This is a genomic window from Streptomyces sp. NC-S4 (genome assembly GCF_054353315.1).
The window spans coordinates 6,462,455-6,488,371 of sequence record NZ_CM135937.1; the positions used below are offsets into that span (position 1 = coordinate 6,462,455).

Sequence of the window (25,917 nt, forward strand, 5' to 3'; positions counted from 1 at the left end):
GCGGCCGCCTACAGCTCGTGGCCCAGGTCCGCGGCCAGCCGCGTCACCAGGTCGTGGGCCGCGTCCGGGATCACCGTGCCCGGCGGGAAGACCGCGGTGGCGCCCATCTTCAGCAGCGTCGGGACATCGGCGGGCGGGATGACCCCACCCACGACGATCATGATGTCCTCGCGGCCCTCCTCCGCCAGCTGCTCGCGCAGCGCCGGTACGAGGGTTAGGTGGCCGGCCGCCAGCGACGACACGCCCACCACGTGGACGTCCGCCTCGACGGCCTGGCGGGCCACCTCCGCCGGGGTCTGGAACAGCGGGCCGACGTCCACGTCGAAGCCCAGGTCGGCGAAGGCCGTCGCGATCACCTTCTGGCCGCGGTCGTGACCGTCCTGGCCCATCTTGGCGACCAGGATGCGCGGACGGCGGCCCTCCGCCTCCTCGAACCGGTCGACGAGCGCACGGGTGCGCTCCACGGACGGGGACTCGCCTGCCTCGGTGCGGTACACACCCGAGATCGTACGGATCTGGCTCGCGTGCCGCCCGTACACCTTCTCCAGTGCGTCGGAGATCTCACCGACGGTGGCCTTGGCGCGCGCCGCGTCCACCGCCAGGGCCAGCAGGTTGCCGTCACCGCGCTCGGCGGCGTTCGTCAGCGCCCGCAGGGTGTCCTGGGTGACCGCCTCGTCGCGCTCCTCGCGCAGCCGCCGCAGCTTGGCGATCTGCTGCGCGCGCACCGAGGAGTTGTCGACCTTCAGGACGTCGATCGCCTCGTCGTTCTCCACGCGGTACTTGTTGACGCCGATCACCGGCTGCCGGCCCGAGTCGATGCGGGCCTGCGTCCGCGCCGCGGCCTCCTCGACGCGCAGCTTCGGGATGCCCGCGTCGATGGCCTGCGCCATGCCGCCGGCCGCCTCGACCTCCTCGATGTGCTGCCAGGCGCGGCGCGCCAGGTCGTACGTCAGCTTCTCGACGTACGCGCTGCCGCCCCACGGGTCGATCGACCGGCAGGTCCCCGACTCCTGCTGCAGCAGCAGCTGGGTGTTGCGGGCGATGCGCGCCGAGAAGTCCGTCGGCAGCGCGAGGGCCTCGTCGAGCGCGTTGGTGTGCAGCGACTGGGTGTGGCCCTGGGTCGCCGCCATCGCCTCGATGCAGGTGCGCGTCACGTTGTTGAAGACGTCCTGCGCGGTCAGCGACCAGCCGGAGGTCTGCGAATGCGTGCGCAGCGAAAGCGACTTGGCGTTCTTCGGGTCGAACTGCTTGACCAGGCGCGCCCACAGCAGCCGGGCCGCGCGCAGCTTCGCGACCTCCATGAAGAAGTTCATGCCGATCGCCCAGAAGAACGACAGGCGCGGCGCGAACGCGTCCACGTCCAGTCCGACGGCCTGACCGGCCCGCAGGTACTCCACGCCGTCGGCGAGGGTGTACGCCAGCTCCAGGTCGGCCGTGGCACCGGCCTCCTGGATGTGGTAGCCGGAGATGGAGATCGAGTTGTACCGCGGCATCTTCTGCGAGGTGAACGCGAAGATGTCCGAGATGATCCGCATCGAGGGCTTCGGCGGGTAGATGTAGGTGTTGCGGACCATGAACTCCTTGAGGATGTCGTTCTGGATGGTCCCGGCCAGCTTGTCGGGGGAGACGCCCTGCTCCTCCGCCGCCACGATGTAGAGCGCGAGGACCGGCAGCACCGCGCCGTTCATCGTCATCGACACCGACATCCTGTCCAGCGGGATCCCGTCGAACAGCTGGCGCATGTCGTAGATCGAGTCGATCGCCACGCCCGCCATGCCGACGTCACCCGTCACGCGCGGGTGGTCGCTGTCGTAGCCGCGGTGCGTGGGCAGGTCGAAGGCGACCGACAGGCCCTTCTGGCCGGACGCCAGGTTGCGCCGGTAGAAGGCGTTCGACTCCTCGGCCGTGGAGAAGCCGGCGTACTGCCGGATCGTCCAGGGCTGGTTCACGTACATGGTCGGGTACGGGCCGCGCAGGTACGGGGCCACGCCCGGGTACGTCCGCAGGAAGTCCAGGCCCTCCACGTCCCGCCCGGTGTAGAGCGGCTTGACGCCGATGCCCTCGGGCGTCTCCCACAGCAGGTCGGCGGCCGCGGTGCCGGTGGACTCCTTCACCGCGGAGCGCCACTGCTCCTCGGAGACCCCACGGGCGGCGGTGGGGTCGAGCGCCAGCTCGGAGAAATCGGGGATGCTCATGCGGGCACTCCCATCCGGTCGAGTACGGAGGACAGCACGGCGACGGCGTCACAGCCGGCGAAGACGTACTCGTCCACGGAAGCCTCTGCGGTGCCCGGCCGGCCGGCGAGGAAGACGGTCGTGGCGCCCGCCGCGCGCAGCGCCCCGGCCACCTCCGCGGCCTGCTCCTCGTACAGCGCGTCGCTGGAGCAGAGCACGGCCATGCCGTCGGCGCCGCTCGCGGCGTAGGCCTCGGCGGCCGTAGCCGGATCCACCGACACCGGGTCGTGCACCGGTTCGATGCCGCCCGCCTGGAACAGGTTCGAGGCGAAGGTGGCGCGCGCGGTGTGCGCGGCCGCCGGGCCCAGCGCGGCGAGGAAGATCCTCGGCCGGGCGCCGGTCGCGGCCAGGTGCGCGTCGCTGCGGGCGCGCAGGGCCTCGTACGCCTCGTCGCGCCGCACGCGCGGCAGCCCGCCCGTGGGAGCGGCCGGCGCGGGCTCGCGGACGACCGGCTTCTCCGAGAGCAGCGGGAACTCGCTGACGCCGGTGATCGGCTCGCGGCGCCTGGCCAGCTTCTTGGAGCGCGCGGCCCAGGTGGCGGCGAGCCGCTCGGCGACCAGCCCGGAGCGCAGGGCAGCGGCCTGACCGCCCGCCTTCTCCAGGGTCTGGAAGAACTCCCATGCCGCGTGGGCGAGTTCGTCGGTGAGCCGCTCCACGTAGTAGGAGCCGCCGGCCGGGTCGATCACCCGGGCCAGGTGCGACTCCTCCAGCAGGATGGTGGAGGTGTTGCGGGAGATCCGGCGCGCGAAGGCGTCCGGCAGGCCCAGCTCGTTGTCGAAGGGGAGCACGGTCACGGCGTCCGCGCCGCCCACACCGGCGGCCATGCAGGCCACGGTGGTGCGCAGCATGTTCACCCAGGGGTCCCGGCGGGTCATCATCACCGGCGAGGTGACGGCGTGCTGGAGCTGGGCGCCCGCCTCCGGGGCCCCCGAGGCCTCGGCGATACGGGCCCACAGCCGGCGCGCGGCGCGCAGCTTGGCGATGGTCAGGAACTGGTCCGCGGTGGCGGCGTAGCGGAACTCCAGCTGTCCGAGCGCCGCTTCGGTGCTCAGCCCGGCCTCGGTGAGGGCGCGCAGGTAGGCGACACCGGTGGCCAGGGACAGGCCCAGTTCCTCGGCCGCGCTGCCGCCGGCCTCGTGGTACGGCAGCGCGTCCACGGTCAGGGCGCGTACCCCTGGCCAGCCGGCAGCGGCCTCCCGGGCCAGCTCGGCGGCGTCGGCCATGTCCAGCGCCTCACCCGTGCGGGCCTCGTGGCCCAGGGGGTCGGCGCCCAGCGAGGCCCGAGCGGCCTCGGGGGCCACCGCGCTCCCGGTGAACAGGCGCAGCAACGCGCGTGCGGCCTCGGCGTATTGGGCTCCGGCGTCCAGGGTGACGGGGGCGAGGTCCAGGTAGACCCCCTCCAGAGCCCGGGCGAGGCCCTCGACGGGGAGACCGCCCCGGCCCACGGTGAGCCAGAGGGAGGTGACCCCGTTCTCCAGATCGGCGAGGGCCGCCTCGTTCACGCGTACCGGGTCGGTGCCCGCGAGGCGCTGGCGCACGTCCCAGCCGTTCGCGGTGGTGCCTTCCGGCCTGCCCCCGCGGACGAACGGGGCGAAGCCGGGAAAACCGGTGTCGGGAGCCGCCCCGTCGGGCAGCGCGGTGTACAGCGGGCGCGTGGTGAGCCCGTCCTCGATTGGGGTGGACAACGCGTCTTCTGCGGCCTCGCCGGAGACTTCCTTGCCCGACTTGCGCAGTACGCCTTCTACAAGGCGCTGCCACTGCTCATGCGTCGCGTCAGGGAACTCGGCGGCCAGGGAGAGCCCGTCGTCAGGCAGGACCGTCATGGCTCGAATGTAGGGGAGCGCGCTCAGCTGGCACCATACCGGTGGGTGTGATCTCGCCCTCTCGGGCCATGCCGAAGGGCTCCTGGAAGACCCGGCTGAGCAGCACGGTTGCCGCCGCCTCCGGGAGCACGGCAGGACCCGCGTGCGGCACCACGATCCGCTCGGGATCGTCGCAGACGTGCGAGAGCTCCATCGCGGCGGCCCGGATCTCCTCCAGGTATCCCTCGTCGAGGACGCTCGCCAGCTCGGTCACGACCATGACCGCCGGATTGAAGACATCCAACAGAAGGGCCGCCGCGCGGCCCACCGCCCGGGCGCGTTCGCGCAGCAGCCGGTCGGCCCGCGGATCGCCGGCGGCGGCCGCGTCCACCAGCAGGTTCACCGAGGGATCCGGCACGATGCCGCGGCGCACGGCCTCGGCGCCGAGCGCGGTGTCGGACGCGGTCGCCTCCAGGCAGCCGGTACGCCCGCACGCGCACCGGGCCTGCGAGCGCGGCACCGGCAGATGCGCCACGTCGCCGGCCGCCGCGCCCGGCCCCTGGTGCACGGTCCCCTCGATCCCGAAGGCGGCGTCGACGACCCGGCCGATGAACAGGTGCACCAGGCTCCGGCGGGCCTCGGGCCGGCCGAAGAGGATCTCGGCCCGCGCGACGGCCCGCGCGTGGTTGTCGACCCGCACCGGCAGCCCGAGCGCGGCGGACAGCTCGGCGGCGAGCGGCTTGCCGCTCCAGCCCAGCGCGGGGTGCCGCACGACGGTCCCCTCGTCCGGGTCGACCCAACCGCCCAGGGCCACGCCGAGCCCGAGGAGCGGCCGCCCCGAGTCGTACGCGTCGAGGAAGCGGCGCAGTTCGACGGCGATCCCGCCGGACAGCCCGTCCGTCGGGCGGCCCTCGTGGGGGAAGGCCCGCCGGGCGAGCAGCTGCCCGCGCAGGTCGACGAGGCTGAAGGTCGAATGCGGCACCCCGATGTGCAGCCCGGCGGCGACCGGCCCGCCGACCGCCCCGGTGTGCAGGTCCAGCGGGATCCGCGGCCGCCCCACCCCGCCGCCGGGCCCGGGCAGCTCGCGCAGCAGCCCGCCGCGGAGCAGCCCGGTGGTCTGCCGGGACACGGCGGCGGGACTCAGCCCGCACAGCGGGGCGATCGCGCTGCGCGCGACCGGCCCGTGGTCGAGCACCGTCCGCAGCACGGCGGCGGCATTCGCGGCGGCCCGGCTGTCACCGGCCATACGCGTCACGCGGTCTCCTCGGGGGGCGGGGGCATGTCCCCCGATCATGCCGGTTCCCCTGCGGGGGGCCCGGCCGTTCGATCCGGATCATGCCCGTCCCCTGCGGGGACATCGGGCAGGTCCCGGGTGGGCCGGGTGAGGCATGGGGCGTGCGTCGAGCGGCCGCGCGGGCCCCGCGGGCGGGGATCCCGGCGAACGCGTGGCGGCCGCATTGCGGGGCCGTGAAATCCGGCCACGCTTTTCGGCCGTCGGGGTGGAGGGGCGAGAGGGGGCGGGGCATGGGGGAAAGTGCAGGTCGCACGGGGTGTGCGGGGTGGGCCCGGGGGCCGGTGAGGGGCGCCTTCGGTGGCCGCGGGCGGGGGTTGACCCCCGCCCGGGCCGCTGACACGCTCCGGGACATGTCCGCGAACGCACTCCTCGCCCCGCGGCTCCGCACCCCCGGCCTCCGTACCGTGCCGGGCGAGTGTCCGGGCCGCTGTCCGGCCCCCGGCTGCGCCTGACCCCGCCGATCCGGCGGCCCGGCCGACCGGGTCCGCCCGGCCCGGTCCCGGCTCGCACCGGTGCGCCGTAGAGCCGCGTGCCCGACCGGTCCTGTCCCGGGGCACCCCCAGGGGTGGTGCCCCGGGACGCCCGCACCGGGACGGGTGCGTTCCCGCTCTCCCGTGGTCCCGGGCGACCGCTTCCCGCACCACCCACCTGCACCCGTACGCACCCGCACGCACCCGTACCGCTCGGCGCGGCGCAGCGCCCAACGCACTCGTAACGCTATTTCTTCCGCTGCGGAAATAACCCCCGCGGCCCACACCAGGGAGTCCTCATGGCCACTGCCACCACTGCCACCACCGCCACCACCGCCACCACCGCCACCACCGTCACCAGGATCGGCGGCCGCATCGGTGCCGAGATCGGCGGCGTGAAGCTCGGCGGCGACCTGCCCGCCACCACCGTCGCCGAGATCCGGGCCGCCCTCCTCGCCCACAAGGTCGTCTTCTTCCGCGGCCAGGACCACCTCGACGAGGCCGGTCACGAGGCCTTCGCCCAGCTGCTCGGCGCGCCCGTCGCGCACCCCACCGTCCCCTCCGCGGACGGCCGTTACGCCCTCGGCATCGACTCCCACCACGGCGCCCGCGCCAACCAGTGGCACACGGACGTCACCTTCGTCCCCGCCTACCCCGCCTTCTCCGTCCTCCGCGCCGTCACCATCCCCCCGTACGGCGGAAACACCCTCTGGGCCAACACGGCCACCGCCTACAGCAACCTTCCCGAGCCGCTCCGCGCCCTCGCCGACAGCCTGCGCGCCGTCCACTCCAACGAGTACGACTACGCCGCCCTGAGGCCCGACGCCCTGCCCGAGGCCCTGGCCCAGTACCGCGAGGTGTTCACCTCCACCAAGTTCCTCACCGAGCACCCGGTGGTCCGCGTCCACCCCGAGACCGGCGAACGCACCCTGCTCCTCGGCAATTTCGTCCAGCGGATCAACGGCCTCACCGGCCGTGACTCGCGCGTCCTCCAGGACCTCTTCCAGGCCCACATCGAGAGCCCCGAGAACACCGTCCGCTGGCAGTGGCGGGCCGGCGACGTCGCGATCTGGGACAACCGCGCCACCCAGCACTACGGCGTGGACGACTCCGACGACCACGAGCGCACCCTGCGCCGCGTCACCGTCGACGGCGACGTCCCGGTCGGCCCGGACGGCGAGCCGTCCCGCCTGATCAGCCCGGAGGCCGTCCCCGCCCCCTCCTTCGGCATCGCCTCCGGTGCCTCCACCTCCGCCTGACGACACCAAGGAGCGCCCCGTGCCGAACCTGCTCGCCATCACCGGCAGCCCCTCCGCCCACTCCCGTACCGCCGTCGTCGCCGACCACGTACTGCGGCGCCTGTCCCACTCCGGCTTCGAGACCGCACACCTGTCCGTGCGCGAGCTCCCGGCCGCCGACCTCCTCGCCGCCCGCCGCGGCGAGCCCGAGATCCGCCGGGCGCTCGAGGCAGTCGCCGAGGCCGACGGCCTCGTCATCGCGACCCCCGTCTACAAGGCCTCGTACACCGGACTGCTCAAGGCCTTCCTCGACCTGCTCCCGCAGGACGGCCTCGACGGCAAGACGGTCCTGCCGCTGGCCACCGGCGGCAGCCTCGCCCACGTCCTGACCATCGACTACGCCCTGCGCCCCGTGCTCGCCGCCCTCGGCGCCCGGCACGTCACCGCCGGCCGGTTCGTCCTGGACTCCTCCATCGAGCGCGGATCGGGCCCCGACCGGCTGCGGCCCGAGGCCGAACTGGACCTCTACCAGGCCGTCGACGAGTTCGCCGCGGCGCTTCGCTCCGTGCCGACCGCCGTCGCCGCCACGTTCACCGCCGCCGCCCTCACCGCCACCCCGTAGCACCGCCGCCACCACGCGACCCGCACCGACAAGGAACCGTCATGTCCGCAGCCTTCACCTCGACCACCACCTCCCGACGCCAGTTCCTCGCCCTGCTCGGCATCTCGGCGGCCGCGGTGAGCTGCGGCACGGCCACCGCGCGCGGCGGCGGTTCCGGTGCCCAGGTCAAGACCCTGAAGTACCAGGGCTCGGTCGGCGCCGTCACGCTCCCCGAACTCGCCGCCGACCTCGGATACCTGGGCGACCTCACGCTGGAGTGGGTCGGCAACACCATCAGCGGTCCGCAGGACATCCAGTCCGCCGCCACCGGCCAGACCCACTTCGGCGGCGCCTTCAACGGCGCGATCGTCAAGCTCGCCTCCAGCAAGGCCCCCATCAAGGCCGTCATCTCCTACTACGGCGTCGACGAGTTCTCGTACAGCGGCTACTACGTCCTGGAGGACAGCCCGATCCGCTCCGCCCGCGACCTCCTCGGCAAGAAGGTCGGCATGAACACCCTGGGCGCGCACTCCCAGGCCGTCCTCGACATCTACCTGAGCCGCAACGGCCTCGCCAAGGCCGACTCCGCGAAGGTCGAGTCGCTCGTGGTGCCGCCCGTCAACACCGACCAGGTGCTGCGCCAGAAGCAGATCGACGTGGGCGTGCTGGGCGGGATCCTGCGCGACAAGGCCGTCGCCGGCGGCGGGATCAGGCCGCTGTTCAGCGACTTCGACCTGCTCGGCAAGTTCAGCGCGGGCTCCTACATCATGACCGAGCGGTTCATCAAGGAGAACCCGGACACCGTACGGACCTTCGTGACGGGCGTGGCCAAGGCCATCGAGTGGGCCCGCACCACCCCGCGCGAGGAGGTCATCGCCCGGCAGACCGAGATCGTCAAGAAGCGCGGCCGCAACGAGGACACCGCCACCCTCCAGTACTGGCGCTCGTACGGCGTCGCCGAGACGGGCGGCCGGATCGAGGACAAGGAGTTCCAGCTCTGGCTCGACTGGCTCGGCGAGCGCGGCGAGATCAAGCAGGGGCAGCTCAAGGCCGCCGACCTCTACACGAACGAGTTCAACGGCTTCGGGAAGGGCTGACCCGGCATGGCGAAGATCGTGTTCGAGGACGTGACCAAGACCTTCCCGACGAAGGACAAGAAGAAGCGGGAGCGGTTCACCGCGCTCGACGGCATCGACCTGGAGATCGAGTCGGGGGAGTTCGTGGTGGTCGTGGGCCCCAGCGGCTGCGGCAAGTCCACCCTCCTGGACCTGCTCGGCGGACTGACCCGGCCGTCGTCCGGGCGGATCCTGCTCGACGGCAAGCCGATCACCGGGCCGGGCCTGGACCGGGGGATCGTCTTCCAGCAGTACGCCCTGCTGCCCTGGCGGACGGCGCTCGGCAACGTCGAGTTCGGCCTGGAGGCGACCGGCGTCCCGCGCCGCGAACGGGGCGCGAGGGCACGGGAGTTCCTGGACCTCGTGGGCCTCACCGGCTTCGAGGACCGGCACCCGCACGAGCTCTCCGGCGGTATGCGCCAGCGCGTCGCCATCGCGCGATCGCTGGCGTACGACCCGGACGTGCTGCTGATGGACGAGCCGTTCGCCGCCCTCGACGCGCAGACCCGCGAGTCCCTCCAGGACGAGCTGCGGCGCATCTGGCAGCGCACCGGCAAGACCGTCGTCTTCATCACGCACGGCATCGAGGAGGCGGTGTACCTCGGCCAGAAGGTGGCCGTCATGACCTCCCGCCCGGGCCGGGTCAAGGAGATCGTCCCGGTCACCTTCGGCGCCCGCGGCGCCGGTTTCCAGGGTGAGGACCTGCGTTCCAGCCCCGAGTTCGCCCGCTATCGCCACGAGATCTGGACCCTGCTCCACGACGAGGTGGCCCGTGCCCAGCAACTGGAGAAGGAGGAGGCCACCGTATGACCACGAACATCTCCACCCCCACCACCGACGCCCGGGCCGGGCAGGACCCGGCGCCCGCCGAACGCGAGCCCCGCAGGACCCGCACCGGCGTCCCGTCCCTGCTGGCACGCCGCCTGCGCAGCGCGAGCCGGCCCACGACGGCACCCGCCCGCCCGGAGTCCCCCGCGGCTCCCGTCACCGGACCGGATGCCGCGGCGGCGCCGAAGGGCGCTGGCAGGGCTGCGTCCAGCGTCCGCAAGGCCGCCGGCTTGCTCGGCCGTTGGCTGCGGGCCGCCGCCCTGCGCTCCGCGGCCCTCGTCGCCCTGCTCGCCCTCTGGGAGACCGCCCCGCGCCTCGGCCTCGTCGACGCCACCTTCCTGCCACCGGTCAGCGAGGTCGCCACGGCCTGGTGGGACCTCCTGGGCAACGGCCAGCTCGGCCAGCACACCCGGGCCAGCCTCGCCCGCTCCTTCGGCGGCTTCGGCATCGCCGTCGTCATCGCGGTCCCGCTCGGCCTGCTCATCGGCTGGTACCGGCCGGTCGCCGCGCTGCTCGGCCCGCTGCTGGAGGTGTTCCGCAACACCGCTGCACTGGCCCTGCTGCCGGTCTTCGTCCTGCTCCTCGGCATCGGCGAGACCTCGAAGGTCTCGATCGTCGTCTACGCCTGCCTATGGCCGGTCCTGCTGAACACCATCAGCGCGGTGGGCAACGCCGACCCCACCCTGGTCAGACTGGCCCGCTCGATGGACCTGTCCACCCCCAGGCTCTTCCAGAAGGTGATCCTGCCGTCCTCCGTACCGGCCATCTTCACCGGCATCCGGCTGGCCGGCGCCGTCTCCATCCTCGTCCTGGTGGCCGCCGAGATGATCGGCGCCAAGGCGGGACTCGGCTACCTGATCAACGCCTCGCAGTACAACTTCGCGATCCCGCAGATGTACGCGGGCATCGTCACCATCTCCGCCGTCGGCGTGGCCTTCAACCAACTGCTGGTCACGATCGAACGCCGCCTGAGCACCTGGCGCGTCCCCGCCTGACCCGCGCGCGGCGCCCCCACCGCACCACCCCCGAATCCCGAGGAACAGCCATGACCGCGAACCGCACCCTCCACCTCAACGCCTTCCTGATGAACGCCGGTCACCACGACGCCGCCTGGCGCCACCCCGACAGCCGGCCCGAGCTGATCACCGACCTGCGGTACTTCCAGGACCTGGCCCGCACCGCCGAACGCGGACTGCTCGACTCCATCTTCTTCGCCGACGGGGTCGCCCTCTGGGGCAAGGCCCGCCACAACGCCCTCGGCGGCTTCGAGCCGCTCACCCTGCTCTCCGCCATCGCCGCCGTCACCGAGCACATCGGACTCATCGCCACCGTCTCCACCACCTTCAACGAGCCCTACAACCTGGCCCGCAAGTTCGCCTCCCTCGACCACATCAGCGGCGGCCGGGCCGGCTGGAACATCGTCACCTCCGGCACCGTCGACGAGGCCCGCAACTTCAACCGCGACGAGCACCTGGAGCACCACCTCCGCTACGAGCGGGCCCGCGAGTTCCTCGACGTCGCCACCAAGCTCTGGGACAGCTGGGAGGACGACGCGATCGTCCTCGACAAGGAGCGCGGCATCTACGCCGACACCGACAAGCTGCACCCCGCCGCCCACCGCGGCGAGCACTTCGCCGTCGCCGGACCGCTCAACGTCCCGCGCTCCCCCCAGGGCCACCCGCTGCTCGTGCAGGCCGGTTCCTCCGAGGACGGCAAGGAGTTCGCGGCCCAGTACGCCGAGGCCGTCTTCACCGCCCAGCAGACCCTCGCCGACGGCCAGACCTTCTACAAGGACCTCAAGTCCCGCCTCGCCAAGTACGGCCGTGCCGAGAGCGACCTCCTCGTCCTGCCCGGCATCGCCCCGGTCATCGGATCCACCGAGGCCGAGGCCAAGGCCCTGGAGCAGCAGCTCACCGACCTCCAGGTACCGGAGTACGGCCTCGCCCAGCTCTCCGGGATGCTGAACGTGGACCTCACCGGCCTGCCGCTGGACGGTCCGCTCCCCGACCTGCCCGAGGAGCGGGACGTCAACGGGAACAAGAGCCGCTTCACCCTCGTCGCCGAACTCGCCCGCCGCGACGGCCTGACCCTGCGCGAGCTGATCGCCCGCCTCGGCGCCGGCCGCGGGCACCGCGTCTTCGCCGGCACCCCCGAGCAGATCGCCGACCAGCTCCAGGAGTGGTTCACGCAGGGAGCCGCCGACGGCTTCAACATCATGGCGCCGGTCCTGCCCACCGGCCTGACCGCCTTCGTCGACCACGTCGTACCGATCCTCCAGCGGCGCGGGCTCTTCCGGACCGAATACACGGGCGCCACCCTCCGCGAGAACTACGGCCTGGCCCGACCCGTCAACCGCTACGCGCGGGAGGGTTCATGACCGACCACGCCACCGACGTCCTCGTCGTCGGCGGCGGACCGGCCGCCACCTGGGCCGCCCTCAAGGCCGCCGAGGCGGGCGCCCGGGTCGTCCTCGCGGACAAGGGCTACTGCGGAACGAGCGGCGCCACGGCCGCGGGCGGCACCGGCGTCTGGTACGTCCCGCCCGAACCCGCCGCCCGGGAAGCGGCCATGGCCTCGCGGGAGGGCCTCGGCGGGTACCTGGCCGACCGGCGCTGGATGGCCCGGGTCCTCGACGAGACCTACGACCGGATGAACGAGCTGGCCGCGCAGGGCCGTTACCCGTTCCCCACCGGCCCTGACGGGCAGCCGCTGCGGGGCGGCCTGCAGGGCCCCGAGTACATGCGGCGGATGCGCATCCGGATCCGCCGGGCCGGGGTCCGCGTCCTCGACCACAGCCCGGTCACCGAGCTGCTCACCGACGCCGACGGGGCCGTCGCGGGCGCCGCCGGCTACCGCCGCCAGCTCCGCGAGTCCTACCGGGTCCGGGCCGGTGCGGTGGTCCTGGCCGCCGGCGGCTGCGCCTTCCTCAGCGGGGCCCTCGGCACCAACACCAACACCGGCGACGGCGCGCTCCTCGCCGCCGAGGCCGGGGCGGAGCTCTCCGGGATGGAGTTCTCCAACGCCTACGGGATCGCCCCCGAGGGGACCTCCGTCACCAAGACCGCCTTCTACTCCTTCGCCACCTTCTACCGGGAGGACGGCAGCGTCCTGGAGGGCGCGGCGAGCCAGGGCGGCCGCTCGGTGATCGCCCGCGAACTGCTCACCGGAGCCCGCGTCCACGCGCGCCTCGACCGCGCCGACGAAGCGGCCCGGGCCGCGATGCGCCTCGCGCAGCCCAACTTCTTCCTCACCTTCGACCGGCTCGGCATCGACCCCTTCGCCGACCGGTTCGCCGTCACCCTGCTCGCCGAGGGCACGGTCCGCGGCACCGGCGGCATCCGGATCACCGCCGACGACTGCGCCACCGGAGTGCCCGGGCTGTACGCCGCCGGGGACGCGGCCACCCGCGAGGAGATCTGCGGAGGTTTCACCGGAGGCGGCAGCCACAATGCCGCCTGGGCCATCTCCTCGGGCAGCTGGGCGGGCCGGGGCGCCGCCGGACACGCCCTGTCCCTCGGCCCCGGCCGCGCCGCGGGCCGTCCCGTCACCGGCGCCGGCGGTGCGGGCCTGCGCCCGACGGGGAACGCGGCCGCCGGACCGGAACCCCGTGAGGCGGTGGCGCTCGTACAGCGGGAGGCGCTCCCCTACGACAAGAACTACCTCCGCCGCGGCGATGTCCTGGCGGCCTCCCTGCGCACCCTCGACACGGCGTGGTCGCAGCTGCGCGCGGGCCTGCACGGCGAGGGGGCCGACCTGGTCAGGGCCCGGCAGGCGGCGGCGATGACGGCGCACGCGCGCTGGATGTACACGGCCGCCCTCGCCCGGTCGGAGAGCCGGGGGATGGCCAGGCGCCTCGACCATCCGGACCAGGACCCGGCCCAGCACCACCGGATCCTGGTGGGCGGCCTGGACCGGGTGTGGAGCAGGCCGGCGGCGGTAACGGCGGTGGCGGCGTGATCGAACTCGTCTCGGCGGAGCGCTGCATAGCCTGCGACAAGTGTGTGGAGGTGTGCCCGACGGATGTCTTCGAACGGGGGCCCGGGGGGATTCCGCTGCTCGCCCGGCAGGAGGACTGCCAGACCTGCTTCCTGTGCGAGGCGAACTGCCCGGTGGACGCGCTGTTCGTGGCCCCGCTGACCCGCCCCCTTCCCGAGGATCCGGCCGTACGGGACGAAGCGGGGCTGGTGGGCCGCGGGCTGCTCGGCAGCTACCGGCGCCACATCGGCTGGGGCGAAGGGCGCACGCCCGGATCGCTGCGGGCGATCGGGCCGCCGCTGGGCCGGTCCGCGCCGCCGATCACGTCCTGAGCGCGTGCGCGCCGCCGGAGCCCGGGCTCCGGCGGCGCGCACGTATGCCGCGAGGCCGGCGGCCGGCGGCCGGTCAGACGGTAAGGACGATCTTGCCGCGGGTGCGGCCCGCGGCGCTCAGCTCCCAGGCCCTGGCGGCCTCGGCGAGCGGCAGCGCGTGCTCCACGTTGACCGTGAGCTTCCCCGCGTCGGCCAGTTCCGCCAGGAAGGTCAGGTCGGCGGTGTCCGGGCGCACCCACAGCTGGTGGGCGCCCTTGGCGGCCGCGTTGTAGTCGGCGATGGAGACCACCCGGTGGCGCTCCTTGACCAGGGACTGGAGCGTCTCGATCACGTCGTCGCCGTAGAAGTCCAGACCCGCGTCGACGCCGTCGGGCGCGAGCTCGCGGATCCGGTCCGCCAGACCCTCCCCGTACAGCACGGGTTCCGCGCCGAGGGAGCGCAGGTACGCGTGGTTGTGCGCGCCCGCCGTGCCGATGACCCGCAGGCCGAGCGCGACCGCGATCTGCACGCCGAAGGATCCGGTGCCGCCGGCCGCGGAGTGGATGACGACGGTCTCCCCGGCCTTGAGGCCGGCGCGGGTGAGCGACTGGTAGGCGGTGAGGCCGGCCAGCGGGATGCCCGCGGCCTGCTCGAAGCTCAGCTCGCGGGGCTTGCGGGCGAGGGTGCGGACGGGGGCGGACACCAGCTCTGCGTACGTGCCGAGTTCGACCCACTCCTTGCGGACGTAGCCGTAGACCTCGTCGCCGATGGCGTAGTCGAAGGTGTCCTCGCCGACCGCTTCGACGACTCCGGCCACGTCCCAGCCGGGTATGACCGGGTAGCGGACTTCGAGGATCGGGTCGAGGTATCCGGCGGCGAGCTTCCAGTCCACCGGGTTGACCCCGGCGGCCTTGACGCGGACGAGCACCTCGCCCGGTCCCACCTTGGGGCGCGGTAAGTCAACGAGCTGGAGTGCGGCGGGAGTTCCGTATGCGCTGTACGTGATGGCCTTCATGATCGTTCCCAACGCGGGTCCGCGGCCGGGTATTCCGGCACGTCAGGCCGTCAGGCCGTCAGGCCGTCAGGCTGCCAGGCCGTCAGGCCGGCAGGGTGTTGCGGTGCGAGCTCCGCCGGGCCGCGCTGAAGAGCGCCTGGATCTGCGTACCGGCCTGCTCGACGTCGTCGAGGGGCGAGGGGAAGGGCAGCCGCACGTCGCGGTGGCCGCGCCGCTCCTCCAGCCGCAGGGTGATCCCGTACCGGTCCATGGCGACCGGCAGCGCGCGCAGCACGGCGGCGGTGGGCTGCGGCCGGACCAGCCGCAGCAGCAGGGTGACCAGGTCGTGGTGGTCGTCGAGGAGGTGCGTGAGCATGCCCGCCTCGTACGGGGACAGCGGGTCGGGGCAGGCCGCGTCGAGCTCTTCGAGGCCGACGTGCGAGAGGCCTTCCGGGGTCTCCAGGACGGCCCGGTCGAACTCCATGCAGGCGGAGTCGGCGCCCGAACCCTGGGCCAGGTCGGCGTAGGGGGTGAGCAGACGGCCCAGCACGGTGACGCGGGCGCGCACCCGGTCCCGTACGGGGGTGGGGGCGATGTCGGTGAACTCCAGCCGGATCGAGGGCCGGTACTCGGACTCGCCGCCGGGCTCGGCGGGGTGCAGGTGCAGCCGTCCCATCGGGTCGCTGCCGTCGAGGTGGCGGACCTCGGACCGCTGCCCGTCGGTGATCACGGTCATGGAGTGGGCGGCGGTGAGGATCGACCGGATGCGCTCGGCATCGGTGGGCCGGTCGGCCGGGGTGGCGGGGGCACCGAACAGGCGCATGCGGATCTCTCCTCGTCCGAGTGACTTAGGTATGCCTAACCTAACCTATCCGGCTCTCCGAGAGTACCCGGCCCGCTCGTGTCGTTGTTGGGCTGAACGGGTGAAACACGAGAGGATGGGGGGATGCACATGAAGCGCACGGCCGAGGCGGCCCGGTGAGCAGGTACGACGTCACCGACGAACAGTGGGAGGGGCTCGCGCAGGTGGTCCCCCTGCGCAGTCGCAACGAATGGCCCTCCCGGGTGGACCACCGCACGATTCCGACGGCGCCCGGAGCGTCGGCGGCGGAGCAGCGGCGCTTCGTGGTGATCAGAGTCCAGATCTTCGCGGACGCGCGGGAGGTGGCGGAGTACCTGATCGCGCAGATCCCGGTCCTGCTCGACCTCACCGGCGCGGACAGCGAAGTGGCCAAGCGGATCCTGGACTTCAGCAGCGGCGTGGTCTTCGGCCTGGGCAGCGGGATGCACCGGGTGGACCGGAACGTCTTCCTGCTCGCGCCGGTGGGGACCGAGGTCGAGGGGATCGCGGCCGCGGCCGTCCCCCGATCGTAGGAAGGTCCCCGCGAGGGAACGGTTCGCCGGAGCCACGGGGGGTCCGGCGGGCCGTACCGTCCCGCGCATGGACGCCACCCTGGACGCGACGGCGGGGCGCACCGCCGACGCCGTCGCGTTAGCCGACCCCCGCACCGATTTCCCCGCAGCCGGACGACCGGCCGCCGAGCGGCCCGCCGCTGAGCCCGCCGAGCGGCCCGCCGCGGAGCCCGCGCGGCGGGAGCCCCGGCCCGTGGTCACCGAGCTGCGGCTCTCCGCCTTCGGGCCGCACCGCTCGGCGGTCTTCCCGCTCGGCCCCCTCACCCTCTTCGCCGGGCCGAGCGGCAGCGGCAAGTCCCATGTCCTGGCCGCCTACGAGGCCCTGGCCGGGCTGGGCTCCGGGCTCGCGCTGGAGCGGGCCTTCCCGGATCCGCGCGCCCGCATTCCCGACCGGGCCGTCCCCGACGCGCAGCACCGGCGCGGGTTCCGCCTCGGCTGCACCGTGGACGGGCCCGTCGGCCCGGTCCGGCTCGACCTCGCCGTCCAGGCCGAGCCCACGCTGCGGATCGTCGGCGAACGGCTTTCGCAGGACGGGCAGATCCTGCTCGCCACCGCCCTGCGCGACCCCGGCCGGCGCTCGGTCCAGGCCGCCTGGCTGACCGGCGGCGCCATCGGCGTCACCAGGGCCCCGCTGCCCGACGACCTGCTCGGCACGGCACTGCTCCCGTTGCGCGTCGCCGGTTCCACCGCGGGCCAGCGCCAGGTCCTGGCCGCCGCCGAGCAGGTGGTCGTGGCCCTGCGCGCGGTGTTCCCGTGCGACCCCCGCCCGGACCGGATGCGCGCCGCCGTCCCGCCGGGCGAGGGCCGGCTGCTCGGGGACTGCGCCAACCTGGCCGACGTGCTGCGCCGGACCCGCAGCGAATGCGGCACCCGCCACGCGCTGCTGGCCGAGGCGGCCCGCACCGGCTGCGCGGGGCCCGTCGCGGGGCTGGACGTACGGGCTCCCGCGGGCGGCGGCCGCGTGGCGGCGGTACTGGACCGGGGCCCCGGCCGGCCCGCCACGGAACTGGCCCGGCTGGGCGCGGGCGAACTCCGCTTCCTCGCGCTGGCGCTGGTCCTGCTGACCGGGCCGGGCGTGCTGGCCGTGGACCCCGCGGCCGAACTGCTCTCCGCACGGCAGGCGCTGACGGTGCTGGCCGACGGCTTCGACCGTGGTCTCGACCGGCGCCAGAGCGCCGAGCTGCTGCGCCTGGCCCTGCTGTCCTGCGGCCGCGGTCACATCCGGCTGGTGGCGGCGGTGGGGGAGGGGACCGCGGCCGCCGCCCGCGACCTCGCGGGCGTCGCGATGGTAGACCTGGGGGCATGAACGAGACGCAGCAGGAGCCGCCGCAGCCGCCCGAACGGCGGCCCGACCGACGCCCCGAGGAGCGGCTGGACCGACTGCAGCGCCGGCTGGCGCAGTTCGCGGCGGCCCGGGGCTGGGAGCCGTACCACACGCCCAAGAACCTGGCCGTGGCGCTCAGCGTGGAGGCGTCCGAACTGGTCGAGATCTTCCAGTGGCTGACCCCCGAGCAGTCGGCGAAGGTGATGGAGAAGCCGGAATCGGCCCACCGCGTGGCCGACGAGGTGGCCGACGTGCTCGCGTATCTGCTGCAGTTCTGTGAGGTTCTCGGGGTGGATGTGCTGGATGCGCTCGCCGCGAAGATCGAGAGGAACGAACTCCGCTTTCCTGTGCGAGGTACATCGACACCGAATAGTCACTCTTCGGAGTGATGGACTCATCCACAATCACGTTTGTGTCCACATTTTCCGAATACCCCTGGCTTTACTGGCTCATTGCCCTCACTCTGGGTAGTGGTGAGGACGGCGGGATGTCGTGCGGACGGGGGACGGCATATGGATGCGGTACGGCTCATCGCGGCCGGCCGGCACGCGCTGGCACAGAGCGGGGTCGCGTGGGACATCGTGGGCGAGGCCTGGCAGGCCCAGGCGCTCGCGCAGGGCGTAGGGAGCTATCTGGCGGTCAACGGGCCGCCGGAGCTGAGATCGGAGGCACGAGGACTGGGGGAAGCGGGAGGCAGAGGATGCGGGGTGCTCGACCGGGCGGCCCTGCGCGGAGAGGGCAGTGCGCCCGAACATCCGCCTCGGGCGGCGCAGTTGAGCGAGGTGGCGGATGTCCGGCAGGCGCTGCTCGGACTCCAGGCGCTGCTGGGCGAAGTGGGGATAGCCCTGGTCGGGGTGGCCTGCGCGACGGACGACGAGGCCCTGTACTGGCAGTGCATAGAGTCGATCGACGCGGCCGACGAGTCGAGCGACCGGGTACGGGCGATCCTGCGCCGCATGGTGGTCCGTGAGCGGGGGTCGGCCTCGGGCGTGGCCTGAGCCCGGCAGGATCCGAAAGGGACGGCCCAGGGTCCCGCCGTGCGCGGCGGGACCCGCCCGGTCAGGACGGCCGGTGCGAGCGGCGCTCGCCCTCGGGGGCGCGGTCCGTGGAGGCCTGGAGATCGGCGTCGAGCCGCGACAGGTCGTCGTTCAGCGCGGTCATCAGGTCTTCCATCTGCTGCAGCAGGCCCTTCGGCGCGCCGCCGTCCTGGGCGGCGGCCGCCGGGTCCTGACGCGAGCCGTCATGTGCTGCCCGCGCCGCCCGTCCGGTCGGTCCGGTGTGTCGGCGGGTCTCCGGCACGGCCTCGTGCGACATGGCGGCCTCCTCGGCCCCGGCCCTTCCGGGGCGGAAGGGGGCGATGGACGCACCAGCGGGACGCCGCCGGCGCGCGGGCCGGGCGGTCCGGCTCCGACCGGGCCAACGATCCCCGTCCGGGCCGGTCACTGGCGGGCCCGCGGTGGTCCGTCCGGTTGACGGAAGATTCACCCTGCCGGGGCGGGAAGGGCAGGATGGGGGCATGGATCTTCGCGTTTTCACCGAGCCGCAGCAGGGTGCGAGTTACGACACCCTCCTGACCGTCGCCAAGGCCACCGAGGACCTGGGCTTCGACGCGTTCTTCCGCTCCGACCACTACCTGAGCATGGGCTCCGCCGACGGCCTGCCCGGACCCACCGATGCCTGGATCACCCTCGCGGGCCTGGCCCGGGAGACCAAGCGGATCCGCCTCGGCACGCTGATGACGGCAGGAACCTTCCGGCTGCCCGGAGTCCTCGCCATCCAGGTGGCCCAGGTCGACCAGATGTCCGGCGGGCGCATCGAACTGGGCCTCGGCGCGGGCTGGTTCGAGCAGGAGCACAAGGCCTACGGGATCCCCTTCCCGGCGGACCGGATGTCCCGGCTGGAGGAGCAGCTGGCCGTCGTCACCGGCCTGTGGGCCACCGAGGCCGGCGCCTCCTTCGACTACGCGGGCAAGCACTACCGGGTGGAGAACTCGCCCGCGCTCCCCAAGCCCGCCCAGGCCAAGGTCCCCGTCCTCATCGGCGGCCACGGAGCCAAGCGCACCCCGCGGCTCGCCGCCCGGTACGCGGACGAGTTCAACATGCCCTTCGCGTCGATCGCCGACAGCGAGCGGCAGTTCGCCCGGGTCCGGCAGGCCGCCGAGGAGGCCGGCCGCAAGGCCGACGACCTGCGCTACTCCAACGCCCTCGTCGTCTGCGTGGGCAAGGACGACGCCGAGGTGGCCCGCCGGGCCGCCGCCATCGGCCGCGACGTCGACGAGCTCAAGGCCAACGGCCTGGCCGGCTCCCCGGACGAGGTCGTCGAGAAGATCGGAGCCTACGGCGCCGCCGGCTCCTCCCGCGTCTACCTCCAGCTGCTCGACCTCGACGACCTGGACCACCTGGAGCTGATCTCCGCCCGGGTGCTCTCCCAGCTCCGCTAGGAGGCGGCGAACCGATGCCACGCGCGTCCGGCCCGCTCGCCGAAGCCCTGGCCCGCAGGGCCGTACTCCTGGACGGCGGACTCAGCAACCAGCTCGCCGCCCAGGGCTGCGACCTGTCCGGCGACCTCTGGTCGGGCCGGGTGCTCGCCGAGCACCCGGACCAGGTGGCGGCCGCCCACACGGCGTACGCCCGGGCCGGCGCCGAGGTGCTCATCACCGCCAGCTACCAGGTCGGCTACGAGGCCTTCGCCGCCCACGGCCACGCCCGCGCCGAGACCACCGCCCTGCTGCGGCGCAGCGTGGGCCTGGCAGCCCGGGCGGCCGAGGCCGCCGACCACGAGGTGTGGGTGGCCGCCTCCGTGGGCCCGTACGGAGCGGTGCTCGCAGACGGCTCCGAATACCGCGGACGGTACGGGCTGGGCGTGCGCGAGCTCGCCGCCTTCCACCGCCCCCGCATCGAGGCCCTGCTCGCCGCCGGCCCCGACGTCCTGGCCGTGGAGACCGTCCCGGACAGCGACGAGGCCGAGGCGCTCCTGACCGTCCTGGCCGGGAGCGGCGTCCCCGTCTGGCTCTCGTACACGGTGGCCGGCGGCCGCACCCGGGCCGGACAGCCCCTCGGCGAGGCCTTCGCCCTCGCCGCCGCTGCCCCGGAGGTCATCGCGGTCGGAGTCAACTGCTGCGACCCGGCCGAGGTCCTGCCCGCCCTCGGGGCCGCGGCCGCCGTCACCGCCAAGCCGCTGCTGGCCTACCCCAACGACGGCTCGGTCTGGAACGCCACCACCCGCACCTGGCACAGCCCCGAAACCCCCGCCCCCTGGCCCACGGAGGCCTGGTACGCCACCGGTGCCCGCCTCATCGGCGGCTGCTGCCGCATCGGCCCGGACCGGATCGCGGACCTGGCCCGGACCGTTCGCGCAAGCTGACGGTCCGGGCCGTCCGACGGGCCGCGGCGCCGACGCCGAGTCGCCCCGACGCGTTGTCGCGCAGTGCCGGGCGTATGTTGTCATCGGAGAGAAAATCCCTGGTCGGCGGGGAGGGCCACGGACGATACTCGGTCGTGTGTTCCTGACGATCTCCGCCACCGGCTCCCCCGAACGACCCGCCACCGACCTGGGCTACCTGCTGCACAAGCATCCCGGTAGGACGCAGGCGTTCTCCACCTCCCACGGCACCGCCCACGTGTTCTATCCCGAAGCATCGGCCGAGCGGTGCACGGCGGCGCTGCTGCTCGAGGTGGACCCCGTCGCGCTCGTGCGGCGCGGCCGGGGCAAGGGCCGGGGCGGGGCGCCCGACGCCGCGCTCGCGCAGTACGTGAACGACCGGCCGTACGCCGCGTCCTCGCTGCTCGCCGTCGCACTCAGCACGGTGTTCCGCACCGCGCTCAAGGGGCAGTGCACCGCCCGCCCCGAGCTCCCGGAGCAGGCCCGGCCGCTGCGCGTCGAGATACCGGTGCTGCCCGCCCGCGGCGGCGCCGCCCTCGTGCACCGGCTGTTCGGCCCGCTCGGCTGGGACCTCGTCCGGGCCGAGGCCGTACCGCTCGACGAGCAGTTCCCCGAGTGGGGGGACTCCCGCTACGTACGGCTCGTCCTGGAGGGCGAACTGCGCCTCGCCGACGCCCTGCGGCAGCTCTACGTGCTGCTGCCGGTCCTCGACGACGCCAAGCACTACTGGATCTCCCCGGACGAGGTCGACAAGCTGCTGCGCGCCGGGGACGGCTGGCTCGCCGCCCACCCCGAGAACGGGCTGATCACCTCCCGCTACCTGGCCCGCCACAAGCGGCTGACCCAGGACGCCAACGAGCGCCTGGAACTGGTCCGCCTCGCCGAGGCCGACGGCAGCGAGGTCGAGGAGATCGACAACGCGGTGGACGAGAACCGCGACACCGAGGAGCGGCCCGTCCCGCTCGCCGTGCACCGGCGCGAGGCGATCCTCGCCGCCCTCAGGCTCGCCGGCGCCCAGCGGGTGCTCGACCTCGGCTGCGGCCAGGGGCAGTTGCTCCAGGCGCTGCTCGGGGACCCGGCGTACTCCGAGATCGTCGGCATGGACGTGTCCGTGCGGGCCCTGCAGATCGCTGCCCGGCGGCTGCGGCTGGACCGGATGGGCGAGCGGCAGAGCTCGCGCCTGAAGCTCCTCCAGGGTTCGCTCGCCTACACCGACAAGCGGCTGGCCGGCTACGACGCGGCCGTGCTCAGCGAGGTCATCGAGCACCTGGACCCGGAGCGGCTGCCCGCCCTGGAGTACGCGGTCTTCGGCTCGGCCCGCCCCCGCACGGTCCTCGTCACCACCCCGAACGTCGAGTACAACGTGCGCTGGGAGACCCTGCCCGCCGGGCACGTCCGCCACGGCGACCACCGCTTCGAGTGGAACCGCGAGGAGTTCCGTGCCTGGGCCGGGCAGGTCGCGGAGCGCCACGGCTACCAGGTCCGGTACGTGCCCGTCGGCGACGACGACCCCGAGGTCGGTCCGCCGACCCAGATGGCCGCCTTCACCCAGCACGACGGCACCGGCACCGTCGACACGACTCCCGCCACCGGCACGATCCCCACCGACACCCCGAAGGAGGGCGAGGCAGCATGACCGGCACCGAGACCACCGAGACCACCGAGACCACCGAGACCACCGAGACCACCGATACCCCCCGTACGCGCACACTTCCCGTCACCGACCTGTCCCTCGTCGTCCTGATCGGGGCCACCGGATCGGGCAAGTCCACCTTCGCCCGCAAGCACTTCAAGGCCACCGAGGTCATCTCCTCCGACTACTGCCGGGGCCTGGTCAGCGACGACGAGAACGACCAGAGCGCCAGCCGCGACGCCTTCGACGTCCTGCACTACATCGCGGGCAAGCGCCTCGCCGCGGGCCGCCTCACCGTCGTCGACGCCACCAGCGTGCAGGCCGACGCCCGCCGCTCGCTGGTCCAGCTCGCCCGCGAGCACGACGTCCTGCCGATCGCCATCGTCCTGGACATGCCCGAACAGGTCTGCGCCGAGCGCAACGCCGCCCGCCCCGACCGGGCCGGCCTGCCCCGCGCGGTCATCCAGCGGCACCGCCGCGACCTGCGGCGCTCCCTGCGCGGTCTGGAGCGCGAGGGCTTCCGCAAGGTCCACGTACTGCGCTCCGTGGAGGAGGCCGAGACCGCCGAGGTGGTCCTGGAGAAGCGGTTCAACGACCTCACCCACCTCACCGGCCCCTTCGACATCGTCGGTGACATCCACGGCTGTTCCTCCGAGCTGGAGACCCTGCTCGCCAAGCTCGGATACGAGGACGGGGTCCACCCCGAGGGCCGCACCGCCGTCTTCGTCGGCGACCTCGTCGACCGCGGCCCCGACAGCCCCGGCGTCCTGCGCCGCGTCATGGGCATGGTGAAGTCCGGCAACGCCCTGTGCGTGCCCGGGAACCACGAGAACAAGCTCGGCCGTTACCTGAAGGGCTCCAAGGTCCAGCGGACCCACGGCCTCGCCGAGACCATCGAGCAGCTGGAGGGGGAGCCGGAGGAGTTCGTCCAGGAGGTACGGGAGTTCATCCGCGGCCTCGTCAGCCACTACGTCCTCGACGGCGGCAGGCTGGTGGTCTGCCACGCCGGACTGCCCGAGAAGTACCACGGCCGCACCTCCGGCCGGGTCCGCTCGCACGCCCTCTACGGCGAGACCACCGGCGAGACCGACGAGTTCGGCCTGCCCGTGCGCTACCCGTGGGCCGAGGACTACCGGGGCAAGGCCGTCGTGGTCTACGGCCACACACCGGTCCCCGACACCACCTGGATCAACAACACCATCTGTCTCGACACGGGTGCCGTCTTCGGCGGCCGGATGACCGCCCTGCGCTGGCCCGAGCGCGAACTGGTCGACGTACCGGCCGAGAAGGTCTGGTACGAGCCGGTCAAGCCGCTCGTCGCCGAGGCGCCGGGCGGCCACGACGGCCGCCCGCTCGACCTGGCGGACGTGCACGGCCGCCGGGTCGTGGAGACCCGCCACCTGGGCAACGTCAACGTCCGCGAGGAGAACGCGGCGGCGGCCCTGGAGGTCATGAGCCGTTTCGCGGTGGACCCCCGCCTGGTCCCGTACCTGCCGCCCACGATGGCGCCCACGGCGACCTCCCGGGTCGAGGGCTACCTGGAGCACCCGGCCGAGGCCTTCGCCCAGTACCGGGCGGACGGCATCGCCCAGGTGGTGTGCGAGGAGAAGCACATGGGCTCCCGCGCCACGGTCCTGGTCTGCAAGGACGCCGACGCGGCCCGGACCCGCTTCGGCGTCGACGGCCCCACGGGCTCCGTCTACACCCGCACCGGGCGGCCCTTCTTCAAGGAGCCGGAGGTCACCGAGGAGGTCCTCACCCGGCTGCGCTCGGCGGTCACCGACGCGGGCCTGTGGGAGGAGCTCGACACCGACTGGCTGCTGCTCGACGGGGAACTCCTGCCCTGGTCGCTGAAGTCCACCGGCCTGCTGCGCAACCAGTACGCCGCCGTCGGCGCGGCTTCCGGCGCCGTCTTCCCGGGCGCGCTCGCCGCCCTGGAGGCGGCCACCGCCCGGGGCGTCGACACCGGCGAGCTGCTGGAGCGCCAGCGCGGCCGGGCCGAGGACGCGGCCGCCTTCACCGACGCCTACCGGCGCTACTGCTGGACCACCGACGGGCTGGACGGCGTACGGTTCGCGCCGTTCCAGCTGCTGGCGGTGGCCGGGCGGTCGCTGACGGCGGTGCCGCACGACGAGCAGCTGTTCTGGCTGGACCGGCTGGTCGCCGCGGACGAGGCGGCCGGTATTGGACTGCTCCGGCGCACCGGCCGGATCCTGGTGGACACCGCGGACGAGGACTCCGTACGGGCCGGCACCGACTGGTGGCTGGAACTGACGGCCGCCGGCGGCGAGGGCATGGTCGTCAAGCCGCTCCAGGCCTACGCCAAGGACGGCAGGGGCCGGCTGGTCCAGCCCGGGGTCAAGGTGCGCGGGCGCGAGTACCTGCGGATCATCTACGGCCCGGAGTACACCCGTCCCGCCCAACTGGAGCGGCTGCGCGAGCGGTTCCTCGGCCACAAGCGCTCGCTCGCCCTGCGCGAGTACGCGCTCGGGCTGGAGGCGCTGGACCGGCTGGCGGCCGACGAGCCGCTGTGGCGGGTCCACGAGGCGGTCTTCGCGGTGCTCGCGCTGGAGTCGGAGCCGGTCGACCCGCGCCTGTGAGCCCGTACCGGGGCAGGACCGGGCCGCGTCAGCACGGCCCGTAAAGGAGTGGCCCCCGTACGGCCCCGAATTAGGTCGTATGGGGGAACTTTCCCGGAGAACGCCGGGAAAACCGCCGGCGGGATCGTTCATCCAGGGCAGCGGAGTGTCCGCGACCCTGGAAGGACGGAACGTCACCTATGAAGATGACCGCGCGCGGAAGCATTGCGGCGCTCATGACCTGTATGGCTGCGGCCGGTGCGGCCACCCCGGCCATGGCCCAGTCGGTGCCGGTCGGTGTCCCGCTGGACGCCGTGAAGACCACGCTGGGCGTGGACACCCCGCGCGTGGGCACCGGCGTGCCGGTGCCGGTCGTGGGGGCGCCGGAGTCGCCCCGTTTCCACAAGGGGAACATGCTTCCGACCCCGCTGCTCCCGTCGGTGCCGGTCGGCACCGAGCTCGGCAGCACCCTCGTCACCTCCCCGCTGCCGAACCTGCTGGGCAAGCCCGAGACGGACGGCGAGGGTTCCGTGGAGGCGCCGGCCACCGACCTGCTCGCCCGGACCCCCGGTCTGGTCGCCGGCGGTCTGCTGACGATGCCGGACTCCTCCAACTCCGGGGTGCCGAACCTGACCGCGCCCGAACTGGGCCTGACCACCCCGGAGCTCACCGGCGCCCCTTCGGCGCTTCTCGGCCTCGGTACCCCTCGCTGAGCGGACGCCAGG

The 25,917-nt window shown here is 73.5% G+C and carries 23 protein-coding genes; 17 read left to right on the top strand and 6 right to left on the bottom strand.

Translation table 11 applies throughout. From position 1 onward, the window contains the following. Positions 1-8 precede the first annotated feature (8 nt). Genes scpA through ACXNSR_RS29130 form a run of 3 tightly spaced genes read right to left on the bottom strand, consistent with a single transcriptional unit; the run spans position 9 to position 5,282 of the window. Positions 9-2,195, bottom strand: a complete 2,187-nt coding sequence (scpA, locus tag ACXNSR_RS29120; RefSeq protein WP_458638324.1) for a methylmalonyl-CoA mutase — start codon at positions 2,193-2,195, stop codon at positions 9-11. After that, positions 2,192-4,057, bottom strand: coding sequence for a methylmalonyl-CoA mutase family protein (locus ACXNSR_RS29125; RefSeq protein WP_458638325.1), 1,866 nt, complete (start codon positions 4,055-4,057; stop codon positions 2,192-2,194). Before ACXNSR_RS29125 ends, scpA begins: the two co-directional genes overlap by 4 nt. After that, entirely contained in the window at positions 4,041-5,282 is a 1,242-nt protein-coding gene (locus tag ACXNSR_RS29130) for an ROK family protein (protein ID WP_458643425.1), read from the bottom strand. The genes ACXNSR_RS29125 and ACXNSR_RS29130 overlap by 17 nt, the downstream gene beginning before the upstream one ends. 817 nt (positions 5,283-6,099) lie before the next feature. On the opposite strand from ACXNSR_RS29130, the gene ACXNSR_RS29135 reads away from it, so the two are divergent. The 8 genes from ACXNSR_RS29135 to ACXNSR_RS29170 are packed head-to-tail and all read left to right on the top strand — an operon-like array spanning position 6,100 to position 13,889. After that, on the top strand, positions 6,100-7,059 hold the full coding sequence (locus ACXNSR_RS29135; RefSeq protein ID WP_458638326.1) for a TauD/TfdA dioxygenase family protein: 960 nt from the start codon (positions 6,100-6,102) through the stop codon (positions 7,057-7,059). Positions 7,060-7,078: 19 nt separating this feature from the next. Continuing rightward, positions 7,079-7,660 carry an NADPH-dependent FMN reductase gene (ssuE, locus tag ACXNSR_RS29140; RefSeq protein ID WP_458638327.1) on the top strand — a complete coding sequence of 194 codons (582 nt, stop codon included), beginning with the start codon at positions 7,079-7,081 and terminating at the stop codon, positions 7,658-7,660. Positions 7,661-7,701: 41 nt separating this feature from the next. After that, entirely contained in the window at positions 7,702-8,736 is a 1,035-nt protein-coding gene (locus ACXNSR_RS29145) for an ABC transporter substrate-binding protein (RefSeq protein WP_458638328.1), read from the top strand. 6 nt (positions 8,737-8,742) lie between these two features. Further along, the gene (locus ACXNSR_RS29150) at positions 8,743-9,564 is read left to right on the top strand and encodes an ABC transporter ATP-binding protein (RefSeq protein ID WP_458638329.1); all 822 of its coding nucleotides are present in this window, start codon (positions 8,743-8,745) and stop codon (positions 9,562-9,564) included. Next, the gene (locus ACXNSR_RS29155) at positions 9,561-10,577 is read left to right on the top strand and encodes an ABC transporter permease (protein WP_458638330.1); all 1,017 of its coding nucleotides are present in this window, start codon (positions 9,561-9,563) and stop codon (positions 10,575-10,577) included. The genes ACXNSR_RS29150 and ACXNSR_RS29155 overlap by 4 nt, the downstream gene beginning before the upstream one ends. Before the next feature lie 50 nt (positions 10,578-10,627). Beyond that, positions 10,628-11,959: an LLM class flavin-dependent oxidoreductase gene (locus ACXNSR_RS29160; RefSeq protein ID WP_458638331.1), complete on the top strand. Its 1,332-nt coding sequence runs from the start codon at positions 10,628-10,630 to the stop codon at positions 11,957-11,959. Continuing rightward, complete coding sequence (locus tag ACXNSR_RS29165; protein ID WP_458638332.1) at positions 11,956-13,539, top strand: FAD-dependent oxidoreductase; 1,584 nt, start codon at positions 11,956-11,958, stop codon at positions 13,537-13,539. The genes ACXNSR_RS29160 and ACXNSR_RS29165 overlap by 4 nt, the downstream gene beginning before the upstream one ends. Further along, positions 13,536-13,889, top strand: coding sequence for a 4Fe-4S binding protein (locus tag ACXNSR_RS29170; protein ID WP_458638333.1), 354 nt, complete (start codon positions 13,536-13,538; stop codon positions 13,887-13,889). The genes ACXNSR_RS29165 and ACXNSR_RS29170 overlap by 4 nt, the downstream gene beginning before the upstream one ends. A 73-nt stretch (positions 13,890-13,962) precedes the next feature. Here the strand turns inward: ACXNSR_RS29170 and ACXNSR_RS29175 are convergent, their stop codons facing one another. Next, positions 13,963-14,883, bottom strand: a complete 921-nt coding sequence (locus ACXNSR_RS29175; RefSeq protein WP_458638334.1) for an NADP-dependent oxidoreductase — start codon at positions 14,881-14,883, stop codon at positions 13,963-13,965. Between the two features lie 82 nt (positions 14,884-14,965). Next, positions 14,966-15,685 (bottom strand): DUF2470 domain-containing protein, encoded by a 720-nt coding sequence (locus ACXNSR_RS29180; protein WP_458638335.1) that lies wholly within the window; start codon positions 15,683-15,685, stop codon positions 14,966-14,968. Between the two features lie 155 nt (positions 15,686-15,840). Between ACXNSR_RS29180 and ACXNSR_RS29185 the strand changes: the two genes are divergently transcribed. The 4 genes from ACXNSR_RS29185 (at position 15,841) to ACXNSR_RS29200 (ending at position 18,597) form a co-directional block, all read left to right on the top strand. Then, positions 15,841-16,236, top strand: a complete 396-nt coding sequence (locus ACXNSR_RS29185) for a cell division protein SepF (protein WP_030012729.1) — start codon at positions 15,841-15,843, stop codon at positions 16,234-16,236. A 67-nt stretch (positions 16,237-16,303) separates the two neighbouring features. Continuing rightward, positions 16,304-17,581, top strand: a complete 1,278-nt coding sequence (locus ACXNSR_RS29190; protein WP_458638336.1) for an AAA family ATPase — start codon at positions 16,304-16,306, stop codon at positions 17,579-17,581. Continuing rightward, complete coding sequence (locus ACXNSR_RS29195) at positions 17,578-17,988, top strand: nucleotide pyrophosphohydrolase (RefSeq protein WP_458638337.1); 411 nt, start codon at positions 17,578-17,580, stop codon at positions 17,986-17,988. The genes ACXNSR_RS29190 and ACXNSR_RS29195 overlap by 4 nt, the downstream gene beginning before the upstream one ends. A 123-nt stretch (positions 17,989-18,111) precedes the next feature. Further along, entirely contained in the window at positions 18,112-18,597 is a 486-nt protein-coding gene (locus ACXNSR_RS29200) for a DUF6099 family protein (protein ID WP_458638338.1), read from the top strand. 61 nt (positions 18,598-18,658) lie between these two features. Here ACXNSR_RS29200 and ACXNSR_RS29205 read toward each other — a convergent pair whose 3' ends face one another. Continuing rightward, positions 18,659-18,913 carry a hypothetical protein gene (locus ACXNSR_RS29205; RefSeq protein WP_458638339.1) on the bottom strand — a complete coding sequence of 85 codons (255 nt, stop codon included), beginning with the start codon at positions 18,911-18,913 and terminating at the stop codon, positions 18,659-18,661. 202 nt (positions 18,914-19,115) lie between these two features. On the opposite strand from ACXNSR_RS29205, the gene ACXNSR_RS29210 reads away from it, so the two are divergent. From ACXNSR_RS29210 to ACXNSR_RS29230, 5 genes are all read left to right on the top strand, one after another. Continuing rightward, positions 19,116-20,039, top strand: a complete 924-nt coding sequence (locus tag ACXNSR_RS29210; protein WP_458638340.1) for an LLM class F420-dependent oxidoreductase — start codon at positions 19,116-19,118, stop codon at positions 20,037-20,039. A gap of 14 nt (positions 20,040-20,053) precedes the next feature. Further along, complete coding sequence (gene mmuM / locus ACXNSR_RS29215; RefSeq protein ID WP_458638341.1) at positions 20,054-20,962, top strand: homocysteine S-methyltransferase; 909 nt, start codon at positions 20,054-20,056, stop codon at positions 20,960-20,962. A 136-nt stretch (positions 20,963-21,098) separates the two neighbouring features. After that, positions 21,099-22,616 carry a 3' terminal RNA ribose 2'-O-methyltransferase Hen1 gene (locus ACXNSR_RS29220; RefSeq protein ID WP_458638342.1) on the top strand — a complete coding sequence of 506 codons (1,518 nt, stop codon included), beginning with the start codon at positions 21,099-21,101 and terminating at the stop codon, positions 22,614-22,616. Beyond that, complete coding sequence (locus ACXNSR_RS29225) at positions 22,613-25,213, top strand: polynucleotide kinase-phosphatase (RefSeq protein ID WP_458638343.1); 2,601 nt, start codon at positions 22,613-22,615, stop codon at positions 25,211-25,213. Before ACXNSR_RS29220 ends, ACXNSR_RS29225 begins: the two co-directional genes overlap by 4 nt. A 215-nt stretch (positions 25,214-25,428) precedes the next feature. Then, positions 25,429-25,905, top strand: a complete 477-nt coding sequence (locus ACXNSR_RS29230) for a hypothetical protein (protein ID WP_458638344.1) — start codon at positions 25,429-25,431, stop codon at positions 25,903-25,905. Positions 25,906-25,917: the final 12 nt, after the last annotated feature.